The organism is Kitasatospora sp. NPDC028055 (genome assembly GCF_040637885.1).
GTDB lineage: Bacteria > Actinomycetota > Actinomycetes > Streptomycetales > Streptomycetaceae > Kitasatospora.
Map to the genome: position 1 here is coordinate 52,265 of NZ_JBEZXE010000022.1, position 20,037 is coordinate 72,301.

A 20,037-nucleotide genomic window follows, 5' to 3' on the forward strand; every position below is an offset into this window, starting at 1 on the left:
TCGTGACGACCGGCGGGCCCGTCCGCGTGCGTCAGAGGTCCAGCACCGCCCGCAGCACGGCCTCCACCTCGGCCTCCGGGTCCGCCGCCGGCCCCGGCGAGCGCCAGGCGACGAAGCCGTCCGGGCGCACCAGCAGCGCACCGCCCGGGCCCACCCCGTGCAGGGCGGCGAAGTCGCCACCCGGCTCCGGCGCCAGGTCGTCCTCGGCGCCGTCGCCGATCCGGTACGCGTCCAGCGGGACGGCCAGCCGGTCCGCGGCCCGCCGGGCGCCCTGCTGCCAGGCCGCGCCCTCGGGGCCGGTGAGCAGCACCATCGCCTGCTCGTACAGGTCCAGCGTGGACAGCCGCACGCCCGCGCACAGCAGCCACTGGTGCGGGGCCCGGCTGCCCGGCTCGCCCGCCGACTCGAACTGCTCCGGGACGACCGGGCCCTGCGGGTCGGTGCCGACCACCGCGCCCCGCGGGTAGCGGTAGCCGAGCGCCACCGCCAGCACCCCGGCCTGCCGCCCGACGCCCGGGACGACCGCGTAGCCGGGGTGGCTGTGCTCGGCGGAGCGGGCCGAGGCGCGCTCGCCGGTGACCTGGGCGACCGGTCGGCGCTCCTGCCCGTACGTCTCCAGCAGGCCGGGCCCGGCCCAGCCGCAGAGCACCGCGGCCAGCTTCCAGGCCAGGTTGTGGGCGTCCTGGATGCCGGTGTTGGAGCCGAACGCGCCGGTCGGGGACATCTCGTGGGCGGAGTCCCCGGCGAGCAGGACCCGGCCGACGCCGTACCGCTCGGCGACCCGTTCGGCGGCGTGCCAGGGCGCCTTGCCGGTCACCTCGACGTCCAGTTCGGGCAGGCCGACGGCGGTGCGGATGTGCCGCTCGCAGCGCTCGTCGGTGAAGGCCTCCAGGGGCTCGCCGTGCTCGGGGTGCCAGGGCGCGTGGAAGACCCACTCGGACTGGTTGTCCACCGGCAGCAGCGCGCCGTCCGCCTCCGGGTCGGTCAGGTAGCACGCGATGAAGTGCCGGTCGCCGACCACGTCGGCCAGCCGCTTGGACCGGAAGGTGATGCTGACGTTGTGGAACAGCTCGCCCTTGCCGGTCTGGCCGATGCCCAGGCCGGTCCGGACCGGGCTGCGCGGGCCGTCCGCGGCGACCAGGTACTCCGAGCGCACCACCCGCTCCTCGCCGGTCTCCCGGCTGCGCAGCACCGAGGTGACGCCGTCGGCGTCCTGCTCGAAGGACATCAGCTCGGTGCTGAACCGCAGGTCCGCGCCGAGGTCGCGGGCCGAGCGCAGCAGCACCGGCTCCAGGTCGTTCTGGCTGCACAGGCACCAGGAGCTGGGGCTGAACCGGGCCAGCCGCCCGCCCGGGTCGATCTCCCGGAACAGCCACTCCTGCTCCTCGCCGGTCAGCGAGGGCGCCTGCAGGATGCCGTGGTTCGGGGCCAGCACCGAGGCCGCCTCGCGGATCGCCGGCTCGATCCCGGCCACCCGGTACAGCTCCATCGTGCGGACGTTGTTGCCGCGCCCGCGCGGATGGTGCGAGGTGTCGGCGTGCTTCTCGACCAGCAGGTGCCGGACACCCAGCCGACCGAGGAACAGCGAGGCCGACAGCCCGACCAGGGAGCCGCCCACGATCAGGACCGGCACCCGTTCGTCCACCTTCGGATTCATCAATTGCTCCACCCTGTAAGGGGATTCCGCGGCCCGGCGACTGGACTCGGCGCCGCCCTGGGCGGGCCCGCTCAGCCGGGCCCCGCTCTTCCATCCCCCGCCCGAGGGGGTCTGTGCCGCCCCTTCGCCCGGATGGCCCGCAAATCTCGCGCCGCGCCCGGTCGCCCGCTCACGATCGACCTCAGGCCTGGCGCCGAGCGCCCGGGCCGCCCGCCACCGCACCGCCCTCCCCCCAGCCGGGAGCACCCGCCGGACGCGGCCGCCACGGCCCGCCGCGTGCGGCCAAGAGCAGAAAGTGGATCATGACGACTCTGTCCGAACCGCAGCCGAAGCAGCACGAGGAATCCGACACCCGGCTGAGGGTGGTGCTGATGCTGGAGATCCAGGACGGCGCCCAGCAGCGTTTCCTCGACGTCTACGAGCAACTGCGCCACCAGGTGGCCTCGGTACCCGGCCATGTCAGCGACCAGCTGTGCCAGTCCATCAACGACCCCCGCCAGTGGCTGATCACCAGCGAGTGGCAGGACCAGGAGACCTTCCTGCAGTGGGTCGACAGCCCCGCCCACCGCGAGATGGTCAAGCCGATGCACGGCTGCGTCAGCGACAACTTCCGCTCGCTGCGCTACGCGGTGCTGCGCGAGACCTCGGCGGCCGGGTCCACCGGCACCAGGGCCCCGATGGAGGTGCCGCCCGGCCTGCCGCGCAGCGAGCCCGCCGGGCACGTCGGCCCGCCCCGGGCCGACCCGGGCCCGGACGGCGTGGTGCGCCACGCGCTGACCTTCACCGTCAAGCCCGGCAGCGAGGCCGAGGTGGCCCGCATCCTGTCCGGCTACGCCTCGCCCCGGGCCGAGGTGGACGAGCACACCCGGCTGCGCCGCACCTCGCTGTTCATGCACGGCAACCGGGTGGTGCGCGCGGTCGAGGTGGTCGGCAACCTCGGCGACGCGCTGCGCCACGTGGCGATGCAGCCCGAGGTGCGGGCGGTCGAGGAGGAGCTCAACCCGCACCTGGAGGAGGCCCGGCAGCTGGGCGACCCGCAGTCGGCCCGGGCCTTCTTCGCCAAGGCCGCGCTGCCCGCCCGGCACCAGGCGATCGCCAGCGCCCCGTCCTCCGGGCGGCTGCACCGGCACGCCGTGCTCTACCCGGTGCGTCCGGGCCGGGGGCCGGCCGTCGCCGAGCTGCTCTTCGACCACGACAACCTCGCCACCGCCGACCCGACCGGCCCGGTCGCCGCGGCCATCGTCTTCCAGCGCGAGGACACCGTGGTGCGCCTGGTGGACCTGCGGGTACCGGCCGAGGCCGAGCCCGCCGCCGCGCTCGGCGTGGCCGGCGACCAGGAGGCCGCCGAGCTGGCCGCCCTGCTGGACCTCGGCCCCGCCGGGGACCTGCGCACCGCCGCGGGCCTGGGCGCGTTCCTCGCCGCCCGCGCCATGAGCCCGGTCACCGACCGCAGCTCGCAGAACGACTGACACCCGGCCAGCCCTCCCGGAGGAAAGCCATCATGACCACGCAGTTCCCGCCGATCATCAACGTCGACGACGCCCCGGAGAACCGCCGCCACGGCGCCCTGTTGCGCACCATGCTCACCCCTCCCAGCTGCGGGGCGACCAGCGGCTTCATGGGCCTGGCCATCATCAAGCCCGGGGAACGGATCAACGAGCACTACCACCCGTACTCCGAGGAGTTCGTGTTCGTCGTCTCCGGCGACCTGGAGGTCGACCTGGACGGGGAGACCCGGCCGCTCAAGCCCGACCAGGGCCTGATGATCCCGATCAACATGCGCCACCGCTTCCGCAACGTCGGCGACACCGAGGCCCGGATGGTCTTCCACTGCGGCCCGCTCGCGCCGCGCCCCGACCTGGGCCACGTGAGCACCGAGGAGACCGCCGGCGCCGGGGAGTCCGCCGCCGCCGGCCCCCCGGAACACGCCAAGGTGGCCTCGTGACACGGCGCGTCGCCGTCACGGGGATCGGTGTGGTCGCGCCCGGAGGAATCGGGATCCCCGCGTTCTGGGACCTCCTGACGGCCGGCCGCACCGCCACCCGGGGCATCACGCTCTTCGACCCGGCCGGGTTCCGCTCCCGGATCGCGGCCGAGTGCGACTTCGACCCGGCCGCCCACGGGCTGAGCCCCGAGGAGGTCCAACGGGCCGACCGCTACGTGCAGTTCGCGATGGTCGCGGCCGCCGAGGCGGTCGCCGACGCCGGACTGGACCTGGCCGCCGAGGACCCGTGGCGGATCGCCGTCTCGCTCGGCACCGCCGTCGGCGGCACCACCCGGCTGGAGCACGACTACGCCCTGGTCAGCGCCTCCGGCGCGCGCTGGGACGTGGACCACCGGCACGCCGAGCCCCAGCTGCACCGGGCCTTCGCGCCCAGCACCCTGGCCTCCGCGGTGGCCGAGCGGGTCGGCGCGCACGGCCCGGTGCAGACCGTCTCCACCGGCTGCACCTCCGGCCTGGACGCGATCGGCTACGGCTTCCAGGCGGTCGAGGAGGGACGCGCCGACATCTGCGTCGCCGGCGCCTCCGACTCCCCGATCTCGCCGATCACCGTCGCCTGCTTCGACGCCATCAAGGCCACCAGCGAGCGCAACGACGACCCGGAGCACGCCTCCCGCCCCTTCGACGCCCACCGGGACGGCTTCGTCCTCGGCGAGGGCGGCGCCGTCCTGGTGCTGGAGGAGCTGGAGCACGCCCGCCGCCGCGGCGCCCGGATCTACGGCGAGATCGGCGGCTTCGCCACCTTCGGCAACGCCTACCACATGACCGGCCTCACCAAGGAGGGGCTGGAGATGTCCCGGGCGATCGACCACGCGCTCGACCACGCCAAGGTCGACCGCGGCGACGTCGACTACGTCAACGCGCACGGCTCGGGCACCAAGCAGAACGACCGGCACGAGACCGCCGCGGTCAAGCGCTCGCTGGGCAGCCACGCCTTCGAGACGCCGATGAGCTCGATCAAGTCGATGGTCGGCCACTCGCTGGGCGCGATCGGCGCGATCGAGGTGGTCGCCTGCACCCTGGCACTGGCCCACGGCGTGGTGCCGCCGACCGCCAACTACGAGACTCCGGACCCGGAGTGCGACCTCGACTACGTGCCGCGCACCGCGCGCGAGCTGCCGCTGAGCCACATCCTCTCGGTCGGCAGCGGATTCGGCGGATTCCAGTCCGCCGTCGTGCTCAACAGAACGGGGTGAGTTCCATGACGTCACGTCAGCAGGGCCGCCGGGCGGTCATCACCGGTCTCGGCGTGGTGGCGCCGAACGGTGTCGGGGCCGACGCCTTCTGGAAGGCCACCAGGCAGGGCGTGAGCGTCCTCGACCGGATATCCCGTGAGGGCTGCACGGAGCTGCCGCTCAAGGTCGCGGGCGAGGTGCGGGACTTCGAGCCGCAGTCGCTGATCGACAGCCGCTACCTCGTGCAGACCGACCGCTTCACCCACTACGCGATGGCCGCCGCCGACCTGGCGGTGGAGGACGCGGGGTTCCGGCCCGACCCCGAACGGCCCTTCGCGGTCGGCGTGGTGACCGCGGCCGGCTCCGGCGGCGGCGAGTTCGGCCAGCGCGAGCTCCAGCAACTCTGGGGCCAGGGGCCGCGGTTCGTCGGCCCGTACCAGTCCATCGCCTGGTTCTACGCGGCCAGCACCGGCCAGATCTCGATCCGCGGCGGCTACAAGGGCCCGTGCGGGGTGGTCGCCAGCGACGAGGCCGGCGGCCTGGACGCGCTCGCGCACGCCGCCCGCTCGGTCGAGCGCGGCACCGACGCCGTGGTGGTCGGCGCCGCCGAGGCCCCGCTCGCGCCGTACTCCATGGTCTGCCAGCTCGGCTACCCCGAGCTGAGCCTGGCCGACCGGCCGGACGCCGCCTACCTGCCGTTCACCGCGCGGGCCTGCGGCTTCTCCCCCGCCGAGGGCGGCGCGATGCTGCTGCTGGAGGAGGAGTCGGCGGCCCGCCGGCGCGGCGCCAGCGTCCGGGCCCACCTGGCCGGACACGGCGCCACCTTCACCGGGGCCTCCCGCTGGGAGGAGTCCCGGGAGGGACTGGCCGCGGCGATCCGGATCGCACTGGACGAGGCCCGGATCGCGCCCGAGGAGGTCGACGTGGTCTTCGCGGACGCGCTCGGTGTCCCCGCCGCCGACCGGGCCGAGGCCCTGGCGCTGGCCGACGCGCTCGGCCCGGCCGCCGAGCGCGTCCCGGTCACCGCCCCCAAGTCCGGCACCGGACGGGCCTACTGCGGCGCCCCGATGCTGGACGTCACGGCCGCCGTGCTCGCCATGGAGGACGGCGTGCTGCCGCCCACCCCCAACGTCACCGAGGTCTGCCACGACCTCGCCCTGGTGACCGACCGCGCCCGCCCGGCCGAACTGCGCACCGCCCTGGTGCTCAGCCGCGGGCTGATGGGCTCCAACTCCGCGCTGGTGCTCCGCCGCGGGGAGCCGACCTGACCCCCGCACCCCCGATCCACTGGACCTCCTTCGAAGGGAACCCCGTGAGCAACACCCTCAGCTATCCCGAACTGGCCGCCCTGCTCCAGGCCCGGGCCGGCGTCACCGTCACCCCGGGCGACCTGGAGCAGCCGGGCGCTCAGTTCGACGACTTCGGCGTCGACTCGCTCGGACTCCTCGGCGTCGTCGGCGAGTTGGAGAACCGGCACAGCCTCAAGGTCACCTCCGGCGCCGAGTCCGCCAAGACCCCGGCCGAGTTCCTGGAGCTGGTCAACACCTCCCTCGCCGCGAAGGCCGGTGCCTGAGATGCCCGGACACACCGACAACGAGATCGTCATCAACGCCCCGCTCGACCTGGTCTGGGAGATGACCAACGACCTGGAGAACTGGCCGGACCTCTTCAGCGAGTACGCCTCGGTCGAGGTGCTGGAGCGCGACGGCGACCGGGTGCAGTTCCGGCTCACCATGCACCCGGACGAGAACGGCCAGGTGTGGAGCTGGGTCTCCGAGCGCACCACCGACCGGTCGTCGCTGGAGGTCAACGCCCGCCGGGTCGAGCCCGGACCGTTCGAGTTCATGGAGATCCGCTGGGAGTACGCCGAGGTCCCGGCCGGCACCCGGATGCGCTGGATCCAGGACTTCGCGATGAAGCCCACCGCGCCGGTCGACGACGACGGCATGGTCAACCACATCAACAAGAACTCGCGGATCCAGATGCAGCTGATCCGCGAGAAGGTCGAGAAGCGGGCGGCGGAGCAGTGACCGGCACCCACCGCGCACTGATCGTGGCGCGGATGAAGCCCGAGGCCGCCCCGGACATCGCCGAGGTGTTCGCCGACTCCGACCGCGGCGAGCTGCCGCACCTGATCGGCGTCACCGGGCGCAGCCTCTTCCAGTTCGGCGACGTCTACCTGCACCTGATCGAGGCCGACCGCCCGCCGGGCCCGGCCGTCGCCAAGGTCCTCGGCCACCCGGAGTTCCGGACCGTCAGCGACCGCCTGACCGCCTTCGTCCAGGCCTACGATCCGGCCACCTGGCGCGAGCCGAAGGACGCCATGGCGCGCGAGTTCTACCGCTGGGACCGCTGAGCCGCGTCCCCGCTCCGTCTGGGCCCGCCCCCGGCACCGCGCCGGGGGCGGGCCCATGCGCGCATCGGGGGCGGGCCCGTGCGCGGCGCCCGGGGCGGGCCCGTGCGCGCGGCCCCTACCACCCCGTCCCGAATCCGAATCACCCGGATCGCCGGGCCACCCGGGTGAACACGCCCCGGACTCCACCCGAAGAGCGCACTCTCCGTACCCGCGCTGCCACGCTCGGGTGGCAGGCGGCTCCACCGTGGTTGACGGTGGATCAGGCGCCACTTGTTCGCGAGTCCCCTGACCGGCACCGTGCCGGCGGTCGCGGCCCGCGCCGAAAGGATCATCCTCATGCGTTCTGCACGCACGCTGCTCGCCGGAGCGGCCGTCGCCGCCGTCCTCACCGTCGGCACCCCCATGGCCTTCGCCGACGGCTCCTCCTCGGACCAGGGCAAGAACCTCACCTGGCAGGAGAAGCAGCCCGAGAAGGGCGGCTCCGACAGCTCGAAGGGTTACGACGACAAGAAGTCCGGCGGCTCCTCCGAGGAGCACAAGGGCTCCAGCGAGCACAAGGGCTCCGACAGCAAGGGCTCCGATAGCAAGGGCTCCGACGAGCACAAGGGCTACGAGGGCAAGGGCTCCGAGGGCCGGGAGGAGGAGCACACCCCGCACGGCGGCGTGCACACCGGCGGCGGCGGCCTGGCCCTGTCCGGCGGCGGCCTCGCCTCCGGCGCGGTGCTGCTGCTCGGCGGTCTCGGGGCCGGCGCGTTCGCGCTGCGCCGCGGCCGTCGCACCTCCGGCGCCGCAGCCGTCTGACGTCCGCCACCGCCGCCTCTGGGCGCTCCCCCTTCCCGGGCGGGGCGCACGGGGGCGGCGGACCGTTGCGGAACAGGCTCCCGACGAAGGACTTCGAGCGGAGGACAGGAATGACCGGCGGTCCCGGGTACGGAATGCCCCGGCTGCTGCGCGGCGGGATGGGCGCGGCAGCGGTCGGCCTGCTGCTGATCTACAACTCGGTGGACACCGGGCCCGGCGAGGGCCAGGCGGCCGGGCAGGCCGCTCCCCCGGCCGCGGCCGCCCCCGCCGTCCCCGGCCCGGCGGCGGCCACCAACAGCGCCACGGCACCGCCCAGCGCAGCAGGCGCACCGGGCGCACCGGCGCTCAAGCGGTCCAAGCCGACCCGGCTGCGGATCCCGCAGATCGCCGTCGACGCCCCGTTCACGGAGCTCACCCTGGGCCCGGCCGGACAGCTCAACGCGCCCCCGCCGGACGACAAGAACCTGGTCGGCTGGTACCGCGACGGCGTCACCCCGGGCGAGCGCGGCAGCTCCGTCGTCGCCGGCCACGTCGACACCACCAAGGGCCCGGCGGTCTTCCTGCTGCTGAGCCTGCTGCTACCCGGCAACAAGGTCGAGGTGAGCCGCGCCGACGGCACCGTCGCCGTCTTCTCGGTCGACAACGTGGAGACCTTCGCCAAGAACGCCTTCCCCGACCAGAAGGTCTACGGCAAGACCCCGGACGCCCAGCTCCGGCTGATCACCTGCGGCGGCACCTACGACAAGAAGCGCCGGGACTACCTGGACAACGTGGTGGTCTTCGCCCACCTGGAGTCCTCCCACAAGGCCTGAACACCCCGACGGCCGCTGCTCCCCCGGGTCGGGGAGCAGCGGCCGTCGGGCGTCTACGGGGGGTCAGCCGCGGACGGTGGACTCGAAAGCGTGGAGGTAGGGGTTGACGGGGCGGACCGCGGCGACGTCGAGGCCGGCCTCCTCCATGAGGTGGACCATGCTCTCCTCGGAGTGCTTGGCGCCGCCGACGTTGAGCATCAGCATCAGGTCCATCGCGGTGGTGAAGCGCATCGAGGGGCTGTTGTCGACGAGGTTCTCGACCACCACGACCCGGGCGCCGGGGCGGGCCACGGCGACCACGTTGGCGAGGGTGCGGCGGGTGCTGTCGTCGTCCCACTCCAGGATGTTCTTGATGATGTAGAGGTCGGCGCGCACCGGGATCTCCACCCGGCAGTCGCCGGGGACGAGGCGGGCGCGGGCCGAGAAGGCGCCGCCGTCCTGGAGGCGGGGGTCGGCGCCGGCGACCACCTTGGGCAGGTCGAGCAGGGTGCCGTGGAGGGCCGGGTGCTTCTCCAGCAGGCTGGCGAGGACGTGGCCCTGGCCGCCGCCGATGTCGGCGACCGAGTCGATGCCGGTGAGGTCCAGGTAGTCGGCGAAGTCCCGGGCGGACTGCCGGCTGGAGGTGGTCATCGCCTTGTCGAAGACCTTCGCCGAGTCGCCGGCGTCGCTGTGCAGGTAGTCGAAGAACTCCTTGCCGAACAGTTCGGGGAACACGTTGCGGCCGGAGCGCACCGCCTCGTCGAGCTTCGGCCAGGCCTCCCACGTCCACGGCTCGGTGCACCAGAGGGCGATGTGGCGCAGGGAGTTGGGGGCGTCGTCGCGCAGCAGACGGGACATCTCGGTGTGCTCGAAGCGGTCGTCGCCGGTCTCCGCGAAGATCCCGTAGCAGGTGAGCGCGCGCAGCAGGCGGCGCAGCTGGCGGGGTTCGGTGTCCAGCTGCGCGGCGAGCTCGGTGACGGCGGTCGGGGTGTCGCCGAGCACGTCGGCGACACCGAGCCGGGCGGCGGCGCGGACGGCGGCGGCGCAGGCGGCACCGAAGACGAGTTCGCGCAGGCGCATCGCGGGCTGGGGGGTGGGGTTGACGGGGGCGGTGGTCATGGGCTGGTCCTTGTCGGTCGGGGGCTCGGCGGGGCGTCGGGCGCGGGGGCGTCGGCGCGCGGCTTGGCGGGGCGCGGGTCGGCGGGGCGCGGGTCGGCGGGCGGCTCGGCGGGGCGTCGACGGGCGGGTCAGCAGCGGCCGGACGGCTGGGAGACCGCGCAGGTGTTGCGGGTGAAGGAGTTGTCCGCGCCGGTGTCCCGGTCGGCCAGGTCGGCCGGGCCGTTGCCGCTCAGCCGGTTGTCGGCGACGGTGGCCCGGGTGTTGGGGATGCCGACGGCGCTCTTGACCAGGACGATGCCACCGGAGAAGTCGGTGGATCCGACGTTGTCGCGGACCTCGTTGTCGGTCACCCGGGTGTTCTCGGTGCCGGTGAGCACGATGCCCGCGCCCTGGATGGCGCCGAGGCGCGGATTGGCCGGGCAGAACCGGTTGTTGGCGACCACCCGGTTCCGCCGGACGTCGAGGTCCCCGGCGCGGGGCACGCCCTCGTCGCCGACCACGAAGACGCCGCTGCAGTTGCCGCTGATCTCGTTGCCCTGGACGGTGAGCACGCGCAGCCGGCGCACGGTGACGCCGACCCGGTTCCCGGTGAGCACATTGCCGTCGACGAGGGTGCCCCCGGTGTCGGGCGCGCCGCCCTCGCGGTAGGCGTAGTTGGCGAGGAAGACGCCGGACTGGCCGTTGTCGACGGAGCGGTTGCCCACGATGGTGGCCTTGGTGGACATCTCCTGGCTGATGCCCTGCTGGGCGTTGTCGTGGACGTAGGTGGCGCGGACGGTCAGGCCGGTGGTGCCGCTGGCGTCGATGCCGTTCTTGCGGAAGCCGGTGACGGCGAGGGCCTCGACGGTGACGCCGGGCAGCGGGGCCTGCTCGGTGCCGACCACGCAGACGCCGTGCCCGGCGGTGGCGCAGGCGTTCTCGGTGCCGTCCCCGGGGATGATCTCGGTGGCCGCTCCGGCGCCGCGCAGGGTGAGGCCGGGGGTGGTGATGCGGACGCTGCCGCGGTAGCTGCCGGGCAGCACCTGGACGGTGTCGCCGGGGGCGGCGGCGTCGACGGCCCGCTGGATCGATTCTCCGGGGTGGACGAGGTGGAGGGCGCCGTCGGCGGCGCGGGCCGCGGGGGCGGCGGCCAGGGTGGCGAGAGCGGTGGTCAGGGCGGTGGCGGCGGCGGTGGCCGCGGCGAGGTGGTGGACCCGGCGCGTGGGCATCAGTGGTGACCTGTCTTTCGGCGCGCGCGCCGTGGGACGGTGGGCGCGCTGGTCGGCTGCGGGAGGGCTGAGGGGACGGTCCGACCCGGCGTGTGCGGGTGGTGACGTTCGGTGAGTAGGGCCGAGTCGACGGTACGGTCGCCCCCGGGGGCCCGCCACCAGGGCTGGGCTGCCGGACTGACGGGCCGTCGGCCATTGGGACGGGTCCGACCGTTCCCGCCGGGCGCGCCCCGGCGTGTCGTGCGCACCCGGCGTGTCGTGCGCACCCGGCGCGGGGACGGGCCCGCGCGCCGTCGCCACCCGGGCCCGTGACATCCTCGGGGGCATGAGCACCACGACCGGACCGACCCCCGCCGCCCGCCGGAACCCGATCGGCGCCCACGTCCCGGTGGCCGGCCGGGGCCTGGCCGGGACGGGCCTGGCGTACGCGAGCCGGGTCGGGGCCGAGACGGTGCAGGTGTTCGTGGCCAACCCGCGCGGCTGGGCCACGCCCGCGGGCAACCCGGCCCAGGACGAGGAGTTCCGTACGGCCTGCGCCGAGCAGGGCATCCCGGCCTGGGTGCACGCGCCGTACCTGATCAACTTCGGCTCGGACAACCCGGCCACCCGGGAGCGCTCGGCCGACTCGCTGCGGCACTCGCTGCACCGCGGCCACGCGATCGGCGCGCTCGGCGTCGTGCTGCACACCGGCTCGGCGGTCGGCACCGCGCCCGGCGGCGGTTCGCGCCGGGCCGAGGCGATGGCGCAGGTGCGCGCCGACGTCCGGCCGCTGCTGGACGAGCTGGACGCGCTCGGCGACGACGCGCCCTGGCTGCTGCTGGAGCCGACCGCCGGCCAGGGCAGCTCGCTCTGCTCACGGCTGGAGCAGCTGGCCGAGTACGTGGAGGCGCTGGACGGGCACCCCAAGGTCGGCGTCTGCCTGGACACCTGCCACGCCTTCGCCGCCGGGCACGACCTGGCCGCCCCCGGCGGGGTGACGGCCGCACTGGACGCCCTGGCCTCGGCCGCCGGTCCGGGCCGGCTCCGGCTGATCCACGCCAACGACTCGGAGGACGTGGTCGGCGCCCGCAAGGACCGGCACGCCAACATCGGCGCCGGGATGATCGGCGCGGAGCCGTTCCGCGAGCTGTTCGAGCACCCGGAGACGGCCGGGGTTCCGCTGCTGGTGGAGACCCCGGACCGCAAGCACGGCGGGGACGGCACCGGGCACGCGATGGACATCGCGGTGCTGCGGGAGCTGCGCGAGCGGGCGGCCGTGCCCGTCTGACCGTCCTGGTCCTGACCGTGTCCGTCCTGACCGTGCCCGTCGTGGCGGCCCGCGTCCGACGGTCCCCGTCTCAGTGCCCGACCTCCGGAGCTGCCGGTCGGGCGGGGCGGTGGCAGGCTGGAACGGTTCACGCCACCTGCACGATCCATCGCCACCTGGGGGTGGGCGGATGTCCACGACTCGGAAGCTGGCCGCGCTGCCCTGCGGGCGTCGGGGCAAGTGGGTGGTGCTGGCCCTGTGGCTGGTGCTGCTGATCGTGCTGGGCCCGCCGGCCGGGAAGCTGATGGGCGCCGAGGACAACCAGGCGTCCAGTTGGCTGCCGGGCAGCGCCGAGTCCACCCAGGTGCTGAACGAGCAGCGGGCCTTCCAGCCGGTGGACACCGCCCAGGCCGTCGTCGTCTACCAGCGGACCACCGGCATCACCCCCGCCGACCGGGCCGAGGCCGCCCGGCAGGCCGTCGGGTTCGCCGCCGTCCCGCACGTGGTCGGGCCGGTGATCGGCCCGGTGGTGTCCGCCGACGGGCAGGCGATGCAGACCATCGTGCCGATCGACGTCGGCACCAACGGCTGGAACGACCTCAAACCCGCCGTGGACACCCTGCGGCGGACCGCGGCCGCCGACAGCCCCGGTATGACCACCCATGTCACCGGCCCCGGCGGGATCGCCGCCGACCAGGCCAAGGCCTTCGCGGGCATCGACGGCTCGCTGCTCGCCGCCACCGTCGGCGTGGTGATCGTCCTGCTGCTGCTCACCTACCGCAGCCCGGTGCTGTGGCTGCTGCCGCTGCTCTCCGCCGCCGGTGCGCTGACCGTCGCCCAGGCCTTCATCTACCTGCTGGCGAAGCACGCCGGGCTGACCGTCAACGCGCAGAGCGCCGGGATCCTGATCGTCCTGGTGCTGGGCGCGGGCACCGACTACGCCCTGCTGCTCACCGCCCGCTACCGGGAGGAACTGCGCCGGCACCAGGACCGGCACGAGGCGATGGCGTACGCCCTGCACCGGGCCGGGCCCGCCGTGCTGGCCTCCTCGGCGACCGTGGTCGCCTCGATGCTGTGCCTGCTGATCGCCCGGATGAACTCCACCCGCGGCCTCGGCCCGGTCCTGGCGATCGGTGTCGTGGTGGCCCTGGCCGCGATGCTGACCCTGTTGCCCGCGCTGCTGGTGATCGTCGGCCGCTGGGTGTTCTGGCCGGTCAGCCCGGCCTACGGCACCCCGGAGCCGACCCGGACCGGCCGCTGGGCGCACGTCGGCGCCTGGATCGGACGGCGGCCGCGCAAGGTGTGGGTCGGGACGGCGCTGGCGCTCGCGGCCTGCTGCGTGGGGCTGGTCTCGCTGAACGCCAACGGGCTCGGCACGGCCGCCTCCTTCACCGGCAAGCCGGACTCGGTGGTCGGCCAGCAGGTGCTGGAGCAGCACTTCCCGGGCGGGACGGGCGCCCCGCTCACCGTGGTCTCCGCCGCGGCCGGCGCCCCGGCCGTACGGGCCGCCGCGCAGTCCACCGCCGGGGTCGCGGCCACCTCGCCGCCGGTGGTGCGGGACGGGCGGGCACTGTTCCGGGCCACCCTGGCCGACCCGCCGGACAGCCGGGCCGCCAAGGCCACCGTCGACCGGGTGCGCGCCGCCGTGCACGCCGTACCGGGGGCGGACGCCAAGGTCGGCGGGAACACCGCCGTCGTCCTGGACGCCGGGCGGGCCGCCGGGGACGACAACCGGGCGATCATCCCGCTGGTGCTCGGCGTGGTGCTGCTGGTCCTGGCCGTGCTGCTGCGGGCCGTCACCGCGCCGCTGGTGCTGATCGCGACCGTGGTGCTGTCGTACGCGGCGGCGCTCGGGATCAGCGCGCTGTTCTTCGCGCACGTCTTCCACTTCCAGGGTGAGGACAACGCGTTCCCGCTGTTCGTCTTCGTCTTCCTGGTCGCGCTGGGGATCGACTACAACATCTTCCTGATGACCCGGGTGCGAGAGGAGTCCGCCCGGCACGGCACCCGGCAGGGCGCGCTGATCGGGCTGTCCGCGACCGGCGGGGTGATCACCTCGGCCGGGCTGATCCTGGCCGGCACCTTCGCGGTGCTCGGGACGCTGCCGGTGGTGGGGCTGGCCGAGATCGGGTTCGCGGTGGCGCTGGGGGTGCTGCTGGACACCCTGGTGGTGCGCTCGGTGCTGGTCACCGCGCTGACCATGGACCTGGACCGGCACCTGTGGTGGCCGGGGCGGCTGTCCCGCGCAACGGCTCCACCCCCGGTGTCCGGACGGCCGTGAGCTCGGTCTCCGGACGGCCGTGAGCCTGGCGCCCGGACGGCCGTGAGCCCGGTGTCCGGACGGCCGTGAGCCCGGTGTCCGGACGGCCGTGAGCCCGGTGTCCGGACGGCCGTGAGCCCGGGGACCGGACGGCCGTGAGCCCGGGGACCGCTGTGGGCGGTCCCCGGGCTCAGCTGCGGATCTGCCGGTCAGCAGTCGCCGATGCAGGCGTCCTCGCTGTGCGAGTGGGCGTTCAGCCAGCTGGCGTGCGGGCCGAAGAGGCCGACACCGGCCGAGCCCGACTCCAGGCTCGCGCTGGACGAGGAGTCCGACGCGTGCCACGCCGCCATCGCCGGAGCCGGCGCGGCGAGGGCGGCAGCGCCCGTCACGACGGTGATCACGGCGAACTTGCGGATGTTCCCACGAAGCGACATCTGATGTCCTCTTGGTTGGTCTCTGGTCGTCAACCCACGCCCCCGAACGGCCAGTTCGAGCCGGTCCGACGGGCCGGGCGGCGCTCCACCGGGGAGGCGCCGGGCCAAGGTTGGCACACGAACCCGCAGGCGGCGCGCGCGCCGCAACCGCGCTGAGGCATTCGGGTGACACATCTCCCCCGGCCGGACGAACGCGCTCGTACGCCCGCGTTCCGGGTCGAACGCGCTCGCGGGGGCGCACCGGACGAGTGCCGGTCCGACGGGCGCGCGACCGCAAGTCTTGCGGTGTTCCGCCGGGCGAAATGAACAAATCCCGTCGATTTGGCGCAAGGTACCGCCCGGTCCGAGCATGAACGGTCGCTCCACCGAGCGCAGGCAGGACCACGAAAGGCGCACCACCCTCATGCAGACCAGCCCCGCCGCAACCCGGCAGGCGAGCCCGCAGACGACCCGGCAGACGACGTCACCGAACAGCCCGGAGACCCCGGACCACGTCGATGCGGGACCGTCGAAGAACGGCCGCTTCGGGCTGCCCGTCGCCACCGCCCTGGTGATGGGCAACATCATCGGCGGCGGCATCTTCATGATCCCGGCCGCCGTGGCGCCCTTCGGGACGGTCAGCCTGCTCGCCTTCGCCGTCATCACCGTGGGCTCGATCGCGCTGGCGCTGGTCTTCGGGCAGCTGGCCCGCCGCAACCCGCGCACCGGCGGGCCGTACGTCTACGCCCGCGAGGCCTTCGGCGACTTCGCCGGCTTCCTGTCGGCGTGGTCGTACTGGATCACCGCCGTGGTCAGCAACGCCGCGCTCGCCGTGGCCGCCGTCGGCTACCTGGACGTACTGCTGCCGATCCACCACGACGTCGTGCTGGAGATCACCGCCGCGCTGGCGCTGCAGTGGCTGCCCGCACTGGCCAACCTGGCCGGCACCCGGTACGTCGGGGCGGTCCAACTCGTCTCCACCGTACTGAAGTTCATCCCGCTGCTGCTGATCTCGGTGGGTGGACTGTTCTTCTTCGACCCGAAGAACGTCGGGCCCTTCGAGGCCAGCGGCCAGGGCTGGATGGGCGGCATGACGGCCGCCGCGGCGATCCTGATGTTCAGCTACGTCGGCGTCGAGTCGGCCGCGATGAGCGCCGGACAGGTCCGCGACCCGGAGCGCAACGTCGGCCGGGCCAGCGTGCTCGGCACCAGCGGCGCCGCGGTGGTCTACCTGCTGGGCACCCTCGCGGTGTTCGGCACCGTCGCGCACCGGCAACTGGTCGACTCCAGCGCGCCGTTCTCGGACGCCGTGAACGCCATGTTCGGCGGCACCTGGGGCGGCACGGTGATCGCCGTCGCCGCGCTGGTCTCGATGACCGGCGCACTCAACGGCTGGACCCTGCTGGCCGCCCAGGCGCCGTACGCGGCCGCCGGGGACGGACTGTTCCCGGCCGCCTTCGGCAAGGAGAAGCGCGGCGTGCCGACCTTCGGCGTGCTGGTCAGCGTGGCGCTCGCCTCGGTGCTGACCGTGGTCAACTTCGCCAGCGGCGCCAAGGGCGCGTTCGACGTACTGGTCCTGATCACCACCTTCACCGCCGTGGTGCCCTACCTGCTGTCCACCGCGGCCCAGCTGTACTGGCTGGTCCGCGGCGCCACCGACAAGGTCGACGGCACCCGCCTGGTCCGCGACGCGGTGCTCGGCCTCGGCGCCTTCGCCTTCTCGATCTGGCTGCTGGCCGGGGCCGGCTACGCCGCCGTCTACCAGGGCGTGCTGTTCCTGTTCGCCGGGATCCTGGTCTACGTCTGGCTGGCCGGCCGCCGCCACCGCCAGGGGCAGGGGCAGGGGCAGGAGCAGGAGCAGGAGCAGGTGAACTGACCGCCGACGTCGGGGTTCACCGCTCGGGGTTCACCGCTCGGAGTCCGGCGGGAAGGCGACCGGGTAGGGCTCCGAGAAGTCGGCCGAGCGGGAGACCTCGCGCCACCTGGTGTCCTGCTCCAGGAGCCGGCGGTCCTGCGCGATCGAGGCCTCGGCCGCGTTCACCCCGAGGGGCAGGTGATCGGGGACGTCGTGGCGCCTGGCCATCCGCACCAGGATCCCGGCGGCCCGGTCCGGATCCCCGGCGGCGCCGTCGCCGCCCTGCCGCAGCCGCTCGTTGATCGCGCCGACCGTCTCCGCGTAGGCCTCCGGGACGTCGTGGACGACCATCGAGGAGCCGGCCCAGTCGGTCCGGAAGCCGCTGGGCTCGACGACCAGCACCTTGACGCCGAACGGCGCGAGCTCGGCCCGCAGGACGCGGCTGAACCCGTCGATGGCGAACTTCGCCGCCTGGTACGAGGCGATGCCCGGCGAACCGCCGACCCGGCCGCCCACCGAGGAGAACTGCATCACCAGGCCGCCCTTCTGCTCGCGCAGCAACGGCAGCGCGGCCTTGGTGACGTGGTAGACGCCCCAGAAGTTGGTCTCGAACTGGGCCCGGAAGTCGGCGTCCTCGGTGGTCTCGATCGGCGAGACGTTGGCGTACCCGGCGTTGTTGACCAGTACGTCGATCCGGCCGAAGGCGGCCCGCGCCTGCGCGACGGCCGCCCGGGCCGCCGCCGGATCGGTCACGTCGAGCGCCACCGGGCGGACGCGCTCGCCGAACTCCTCGACGAGGTCGGCCAGCTGCTCCGGCCGTCGGGCCGTCGCGACCACCAGGTCGCCGGCCGCCAGCGCCGCGCGCACCAGGCTCCGGCCGAAGCCGCGCGAGCTGCCGGTGATGAACCAGACCTGCTCCTTGCCGTGCTCCACGGTGTCTGTGCTCTCCATGTGGGTCATGTCGCTCATCTCGCTCATGTCGCTCATCCCGCCCTCCGTCGCGTTCCGCTCCGTGCCATTAGTAGAACACTGTTGCGTTAATAGTGCAACGCCGTTGCGGTATTACGGCAACAGCGTTGCTCTACCATGGGTGGATGGCAGACGCACCGGAGTTCCAGCGCGCACGCTCGCCCGAGGCCAAGCGCCGACGCGAGGCGTCGATCCTGGAGGCGGCCGCGGCACTCGGCCGTGAGCGCGGCATCAGGGAGATCACCCTGACCGACATCGCCTCCGCCGTCGGGATGCACAAGTCGGCGCTGCTGCGGTACTTCGAGACCCGCGAGGAGATCTTCCTGCGGCTGACCGCCGAGGGCTGGGCCGAGTGGTCGCAGGCCCTCACCGCACGGCTGCGGGAGACCCGGGACCCGAGCCCGGCGACCGTCGCCCAAGCGTTCGCGGGCACCCTCGCGGACCGCGGAAGCTTCTGCGACCTGCTCGCCCACGCGCCGCTCAACCTCGAACGCCATGTCTCCGTCGCCGCCGTCCGCGACTTCAAACTCGCCACCGTCGCCGCCCGCGAGCCGATCACCGCGGCGGTCCAGGAACAGCTGCCCGCCCTGGACGACCAGGACGTCCTCGACCTGATCGCCACCGCCGTCTCCCTCGCCGGCGCCATGTGGCAGATCGCCAACCCGGGCCCCGAGGTCGCCGCCCTCTACCGCAGCGACCCCCGCCTCGCCCACGCCGTCGTCGAGGTCGAACCCCGGCTCGCCCGCATCCTCACCGCGACGATCACCGGGCTGGCCGGGAAGTCCGAGGGCTAGGGAGTGTCCGGTAGCTCGGGCCGGGACGGGAAGACCCGCAGCCTCCGGAGGTCCTCGGTCGCGATCAGGGGCAGGCAGGAGAGCAGGCCGATCCCGGCGATCGTCCACAGCGTGGGGCGGGTGCCGAGAACCGAACCGAGGTAGCCGCCGGCCAGTGCCCCGAGCGGGCGGGTGCCCCAGATGGCGAACCGGACGGAGGCGTTCATCCGGCCCTGCAGACCGGTGGGGGTGATGGCCTGGCGCAGGCTCACCTGGCCGATGTTGTAGACGGTGATGCCGCAGGCCATGATGCCGGTCGCGACGCCCAAGGTCGGCACGGCACGGGCCGGCGCCGCGGTCGCGAGCACCAGCGCGGCGATCCCCGACATGGACTTGGCCGCGACCAGGACGGGGCCGAGGCCGACGCGCCTGATGACCCGGCCGCTGAGCGCGGCCCCCAGCAGCGCCCCGCAGTTGCCCACGCTCAGGGCCAGCCCGAGCTCCCCCGGCGAGAGCCGCAGGTCGCGCAGCGCGTACGCGGTCAGGACGGCCCCCAGCGCGCCGCTCAGGCCGACGAGGTTGCTGATGCCCGTGGCCAGGGTCAGCGAGCGCAGGGTCCGGTGGCGGAAGACGAACCGCAGCCCCTCGGCGATCCGGGTGCGCATCCTGGTGCTCGTCCGCGGCAGCGGCACCCGGGGCGTCCGGATGAGGCAGAGGAGCAGCGCGGACACCAGGTAGCTCACCGAGTTGACGACCAGGACCAGGGGCGCCGCGACGCTCTGCAACAGCAGGCCGCCGATGCTGGGGCCCGCCAGCTCCGCCGTCGAGCGGGAGAACTCGAGCCGGCTGTTGCCGTCCGGGGTCTGCTGCCGCGCCACGACCGTCGGCAGGAACGCCTGGTCGGCGATGTCGAAGAACACCGTGCACAGCCCGATGGCGAACCCGACCGCGCAGAGCAGCGGCACGCTCAGCACCCGCGCCAGGTGGGCGACCGGCAGCAGGGCGATGGCCGCGGCCCGGCCGACGTCCGCCACGACCATCACGCGCCGGCGGTCCCACCGGTCGAGCAGCGCGCCCGCCGGCAGGCCGACCAGGAGGAACGGCAGGGACTCCATCGCCGAGACGAGCCCCAGCTGGCCGGTCGAGGCGGACAGGGTCGTCAGGGCGAGCACGGGAATGACGAAGAACGTGATCCGCGTCCCGAACTCGCTGACGGTGTGCGCCGACCACAGGACCTGGAAGTTCCGTTGCCGCCAGACGCTGACGCCGACCGGCGGGCGGGGCCGGGGCCGGGGCCGCCGGGCGGGAGCAGCCGGGGCCGGGCCCGAGTCGGAGCCTACGATCGCCCCGCCCACGTCGAGGTCCACGTCCACGCTCCCTCGCCTCCGGTCGGGCACCGGCCGCCCGGGCGC

Annotated in this window: 19 protein-coding genes; 13 read left to right on the plus strand and 6 right to left on the minus strand. The window is 74.0% G+C overall.

The window, feature by feature from the left end:
• Positions 1-31: 31 nt before the first annotated feature.
• Entirely contained in the window at positions 32-1,657 is a 1,626-nt protein-coding gene (locus tag AB0F71_RS22050; RefSeq protein ID WP_360237089.1) for an FAD-dependent monooxygenase, read from the minus strand.
• Positions 1,658-1,959: 302 nt separating this feature from the next.
• On the opposite strand from AB0F71_RS22050, the gene AB0F71_RS22055 reads away from it, so the two are divergent.
• The 9 genes from AB0F71_RS22055 to AB0F71_RS22095 all read left to right on the plus strand — a co-directional run bounded on the left by AB0F71_RS22055 (position 1,960) and on the right by AB0F71_RS22095 (position 8,803).
• Entirely contained in the window at positions 1,960-3,126 is a 1,167-nt protein-coding gene (locus AB0F71_RS22055; protein WP_360237091.1) for a SchA/CurD-like domain-containing protein, read from the plus strand.
• A 32-nt stretch (positions 3,127-3,158) separates the two neighbouring features.
• On the plus strand, positions 3,159-3,602 hold the full coding sequence (locus AB0F71_RS22060; RefSeq protein ID WP_360237093.1) for a cupin domain-containing protein: 444 nt from the start codon (positions 3,159-3,161) through the stop codon (positions 3,600-3,602).
• Positions 3,599-4,855, plus strand: a complete 1,257-nt coding sequence (locus AB0F71_RS22065) for a beta-ketoacyl-[acyl-carrier-protein] synthase family protein (RefSeq protein WP_360237095.1) — start codon at positions 3,599-3,601, stop codon at positions 4,853-4,855. The genes AB0F71_RS22060 and AB0F71_RS22065 overlap by 4 nt, the downstream gene beginning before the upstream one ends.
• 5 nt (positions 4,856-4,860) lie before the next feature.
• Positions 4,861-6,102, plus strand: coding sequence for a ketosynthase chain-length factor (locus AB0F71_RS22070; protein WP_360237097.1), 1,242 nt, complete (start codon positions 4,861-4,863; stop codon positions 6,100-6,102).
• Between the two features lie 44 nt (positions 6,103-6,146).
• Positions 6,147-6,407 (plus strand): acyl carrier protein, encoded by a 261-nt coding sequence (locus AB0F71_RS22075; protein WP_360237099.1) that lies wholly within the window; start codon positions 6,147-6,149, stop codon positions 6,405-6,407.
• A 1-nt stretch (position 6,408) separates the two neighbouring features.
• Positions 6,409-6,864 (plus strand): SRPBCC family protein, encoded by a 456-nt coding sequence (locus AB0F71_RS22080; RefSeq protein WP_360237101.1) that lies wholly within the window; start codon positions 6,409-6,411, stop codon positions 6,862-6,864.
• The gene (locus tag AB0F71_RS22085) at positions 6,861-7,190 is read left to right on the plus strand and encodes a TcmI family type II polyketide cyclase (RefSeq protein ID WP_223885896.1); all 330 of its coding nucleotides are present in this window, start codon (positions 6,861-6,863) and stop codon (positions 7,188-7,190) included. The genes AB0F71_RS22080 and AB0F71_RS22085 overlap by 4 nt, the downstream gene beginning before the upstream one ends.
• Before the next feature lie 336 nt (positions 7,191-7,526).
• Complete coding sequence (locus AB0F71_RS22090) at positions 7,527-7,991, plus strand: hypothetical protein (RefSeq protein ID WP_360237103.1); 465 nt, start codon at positions 7,527-7,529, stop codon at positions 7,989-7,991.
• A gap of 110 nt (positions 7,992-8,101) precedes the next feature.
• The gene (locus tag AB0F71_RS22095; protein ID WP_360237105.1) at positions 8,102-8,803 is read left to right on the plus strand and encodes a class F sortase; all 702 of its coding nucleotides are present in this window, start codon (positions 8,102-8,104) and stop codon (positions 8,801-8,803) included.
• A 63-nt stretch (positions 8,804-8,866) separates the two neighbouring features.
• Here AB0F71_RS22095 and AB0F71_RS22100 read toward each other — a convergent pair whose 3' ends face one another.
• Both AB0F71_RS22100 and AB0F71_RS22105 read right to left on the minus strand, forming a co-directional pair.
• Positions 8,867-9,901 carry a methyltransferase gene (locus AB0F71_RS22100; RefSeq protein WP_360237107.1) on the minus strand — a complete coding sequence of 345 codons (1,035 nt, stop codon included), beginning with the start codon at positions 9,899-9,901 and terminating at the stop codon, positions 8,867-8,869.
• Positions 9,902-10,029: 128 nt separating this feature from the next.
• The gene (locus tag AB0F71_RS22105) at positions 10,030-11,109 is read right to left on the minus strand and encodes a right-handed parallel beta-helix repeat-containing protein (protein WP_360237109.1); all 1,080 of its coding nucleotides are present in this window, start codon (positions 11,107-11,109) and stop codon (positions 10,030-10,032) included.
• Positions 11,110-11,434: 325 nt separating this feature from the next.
• On the opposite strand from AB0F71_RS22105, the gene AB0F71_RS22110 reads away from it, so the two are divergent.
• Together AB0F71_RS22110 and AB0F71_RS22115 are read left to right on the plus strand one after the other, a co-directional pair.
• Positions 11,435-12,376, plus strand: a complete 942-nt coding sequence (locus AB0F71_RS22110) for a deoxyribonuclease IV (protein WP_360237111.1) — start codon at positions 11,435-11,437, stop codon at positions 12,374-12,376.
• A 169-nt stretch (positions 12,377-12,545) separates the two neighbouring features.
• Positions 12,546-14,636 (plus strand): MMPL family transporter, encoded by a 2,091-nt coding sequence (locus AB0F71_RS22115; RefSeq protein WP_360237113.1) that lies wholly within the window; start codon positions 12,546-12,548, stop codon positions 14,634-14,636.
• Between the two features lie 188 nt (positions 14,637-14,824).
• Here AB0F71_RS22115 and AB0F71_RS22120 read toward each other — a convergent pair whose 3' ends face one another.
• On the minus strand, positions 14,825-15,049 hold the full coding sequence (locus AB0F71_RS22120) for a hypothetical protein (RefSeq protein WP_360237115.1): 225 nt from the start codon (positions 15,047-15,049) through the stop codon (positions 14,825-14,827).
• 349 nt (positions 15,050-15,398) lie between these two features.
• Here AB0F71_RS22120 and AB0F71_RS22125 point away from each other — a divergent pair, with 349 nt between their 5' ends.
• Positions 15,399-16,904: an amino acid permease gene (locus AB0F71_RS22125; protein ID WP_360237117.1), complete on the plus strand. Its 1,506-nt coding sequence runs from the start codon at positions 15,399-15,401 to the stop codon at positions 16,902-16,904.
• Between the two features lie 30 nt (positions 16,905-16,934).
• Here the strand turns inward: AB0F71_RS22125 and AB0F71_RS22130 are convergent, their stop codons facing one another.
• Positions 16,935-17,834 (minus strand): SDR family NAD(P)-dependent oxidoreductase, encoded by a 900-nt coding sequence (locus AB0F71_RS22130; RefSeq protein ID WP_360237215.1) that lies wholly within the window; start codon positions 17,832-17,834, stop codon positions 16,935-16,937.
• Positions 17,835-17,977: 143 nt separating this feature from the next.
• Between AB0F71_RS22130 and AB0F71_RS22135 the strand changes: the two genes are divergently transcribed.
• Positions 17,978-18,646 carry a TetR family transcriptional regulator gene (locus tag AB0F71_RS22135; RefSeq protein ID WP_360237119.1) on the plus strand — a complete coding sequence of 223 codons (669 nt, stop codon included), beginning with the start codon at positions 17,978-17,980 and terminating at the stop codon, positions 18,644-18,646.
• Here the strand turns inward: AB0F71_RS22135 and AB0F71_RS22140 are convergent.
• Positions 18,643-19,992, minus strand: a complete 1,350-nt coding sequence (locus AB0F71_RS22140; protein WP_360237121.1) for an MFS transporter — start codon at positions 19,990-19,992, stop codon at positions 18,643-18,645. The two genes, AB0F71_RS22135 and AB0F71_RS22140, sit on opposite strands and share 4 nt — an antisense overlap.
• Between the last annotated feature and the right edge of the window lie 45 nt (positions 19,993-20,037).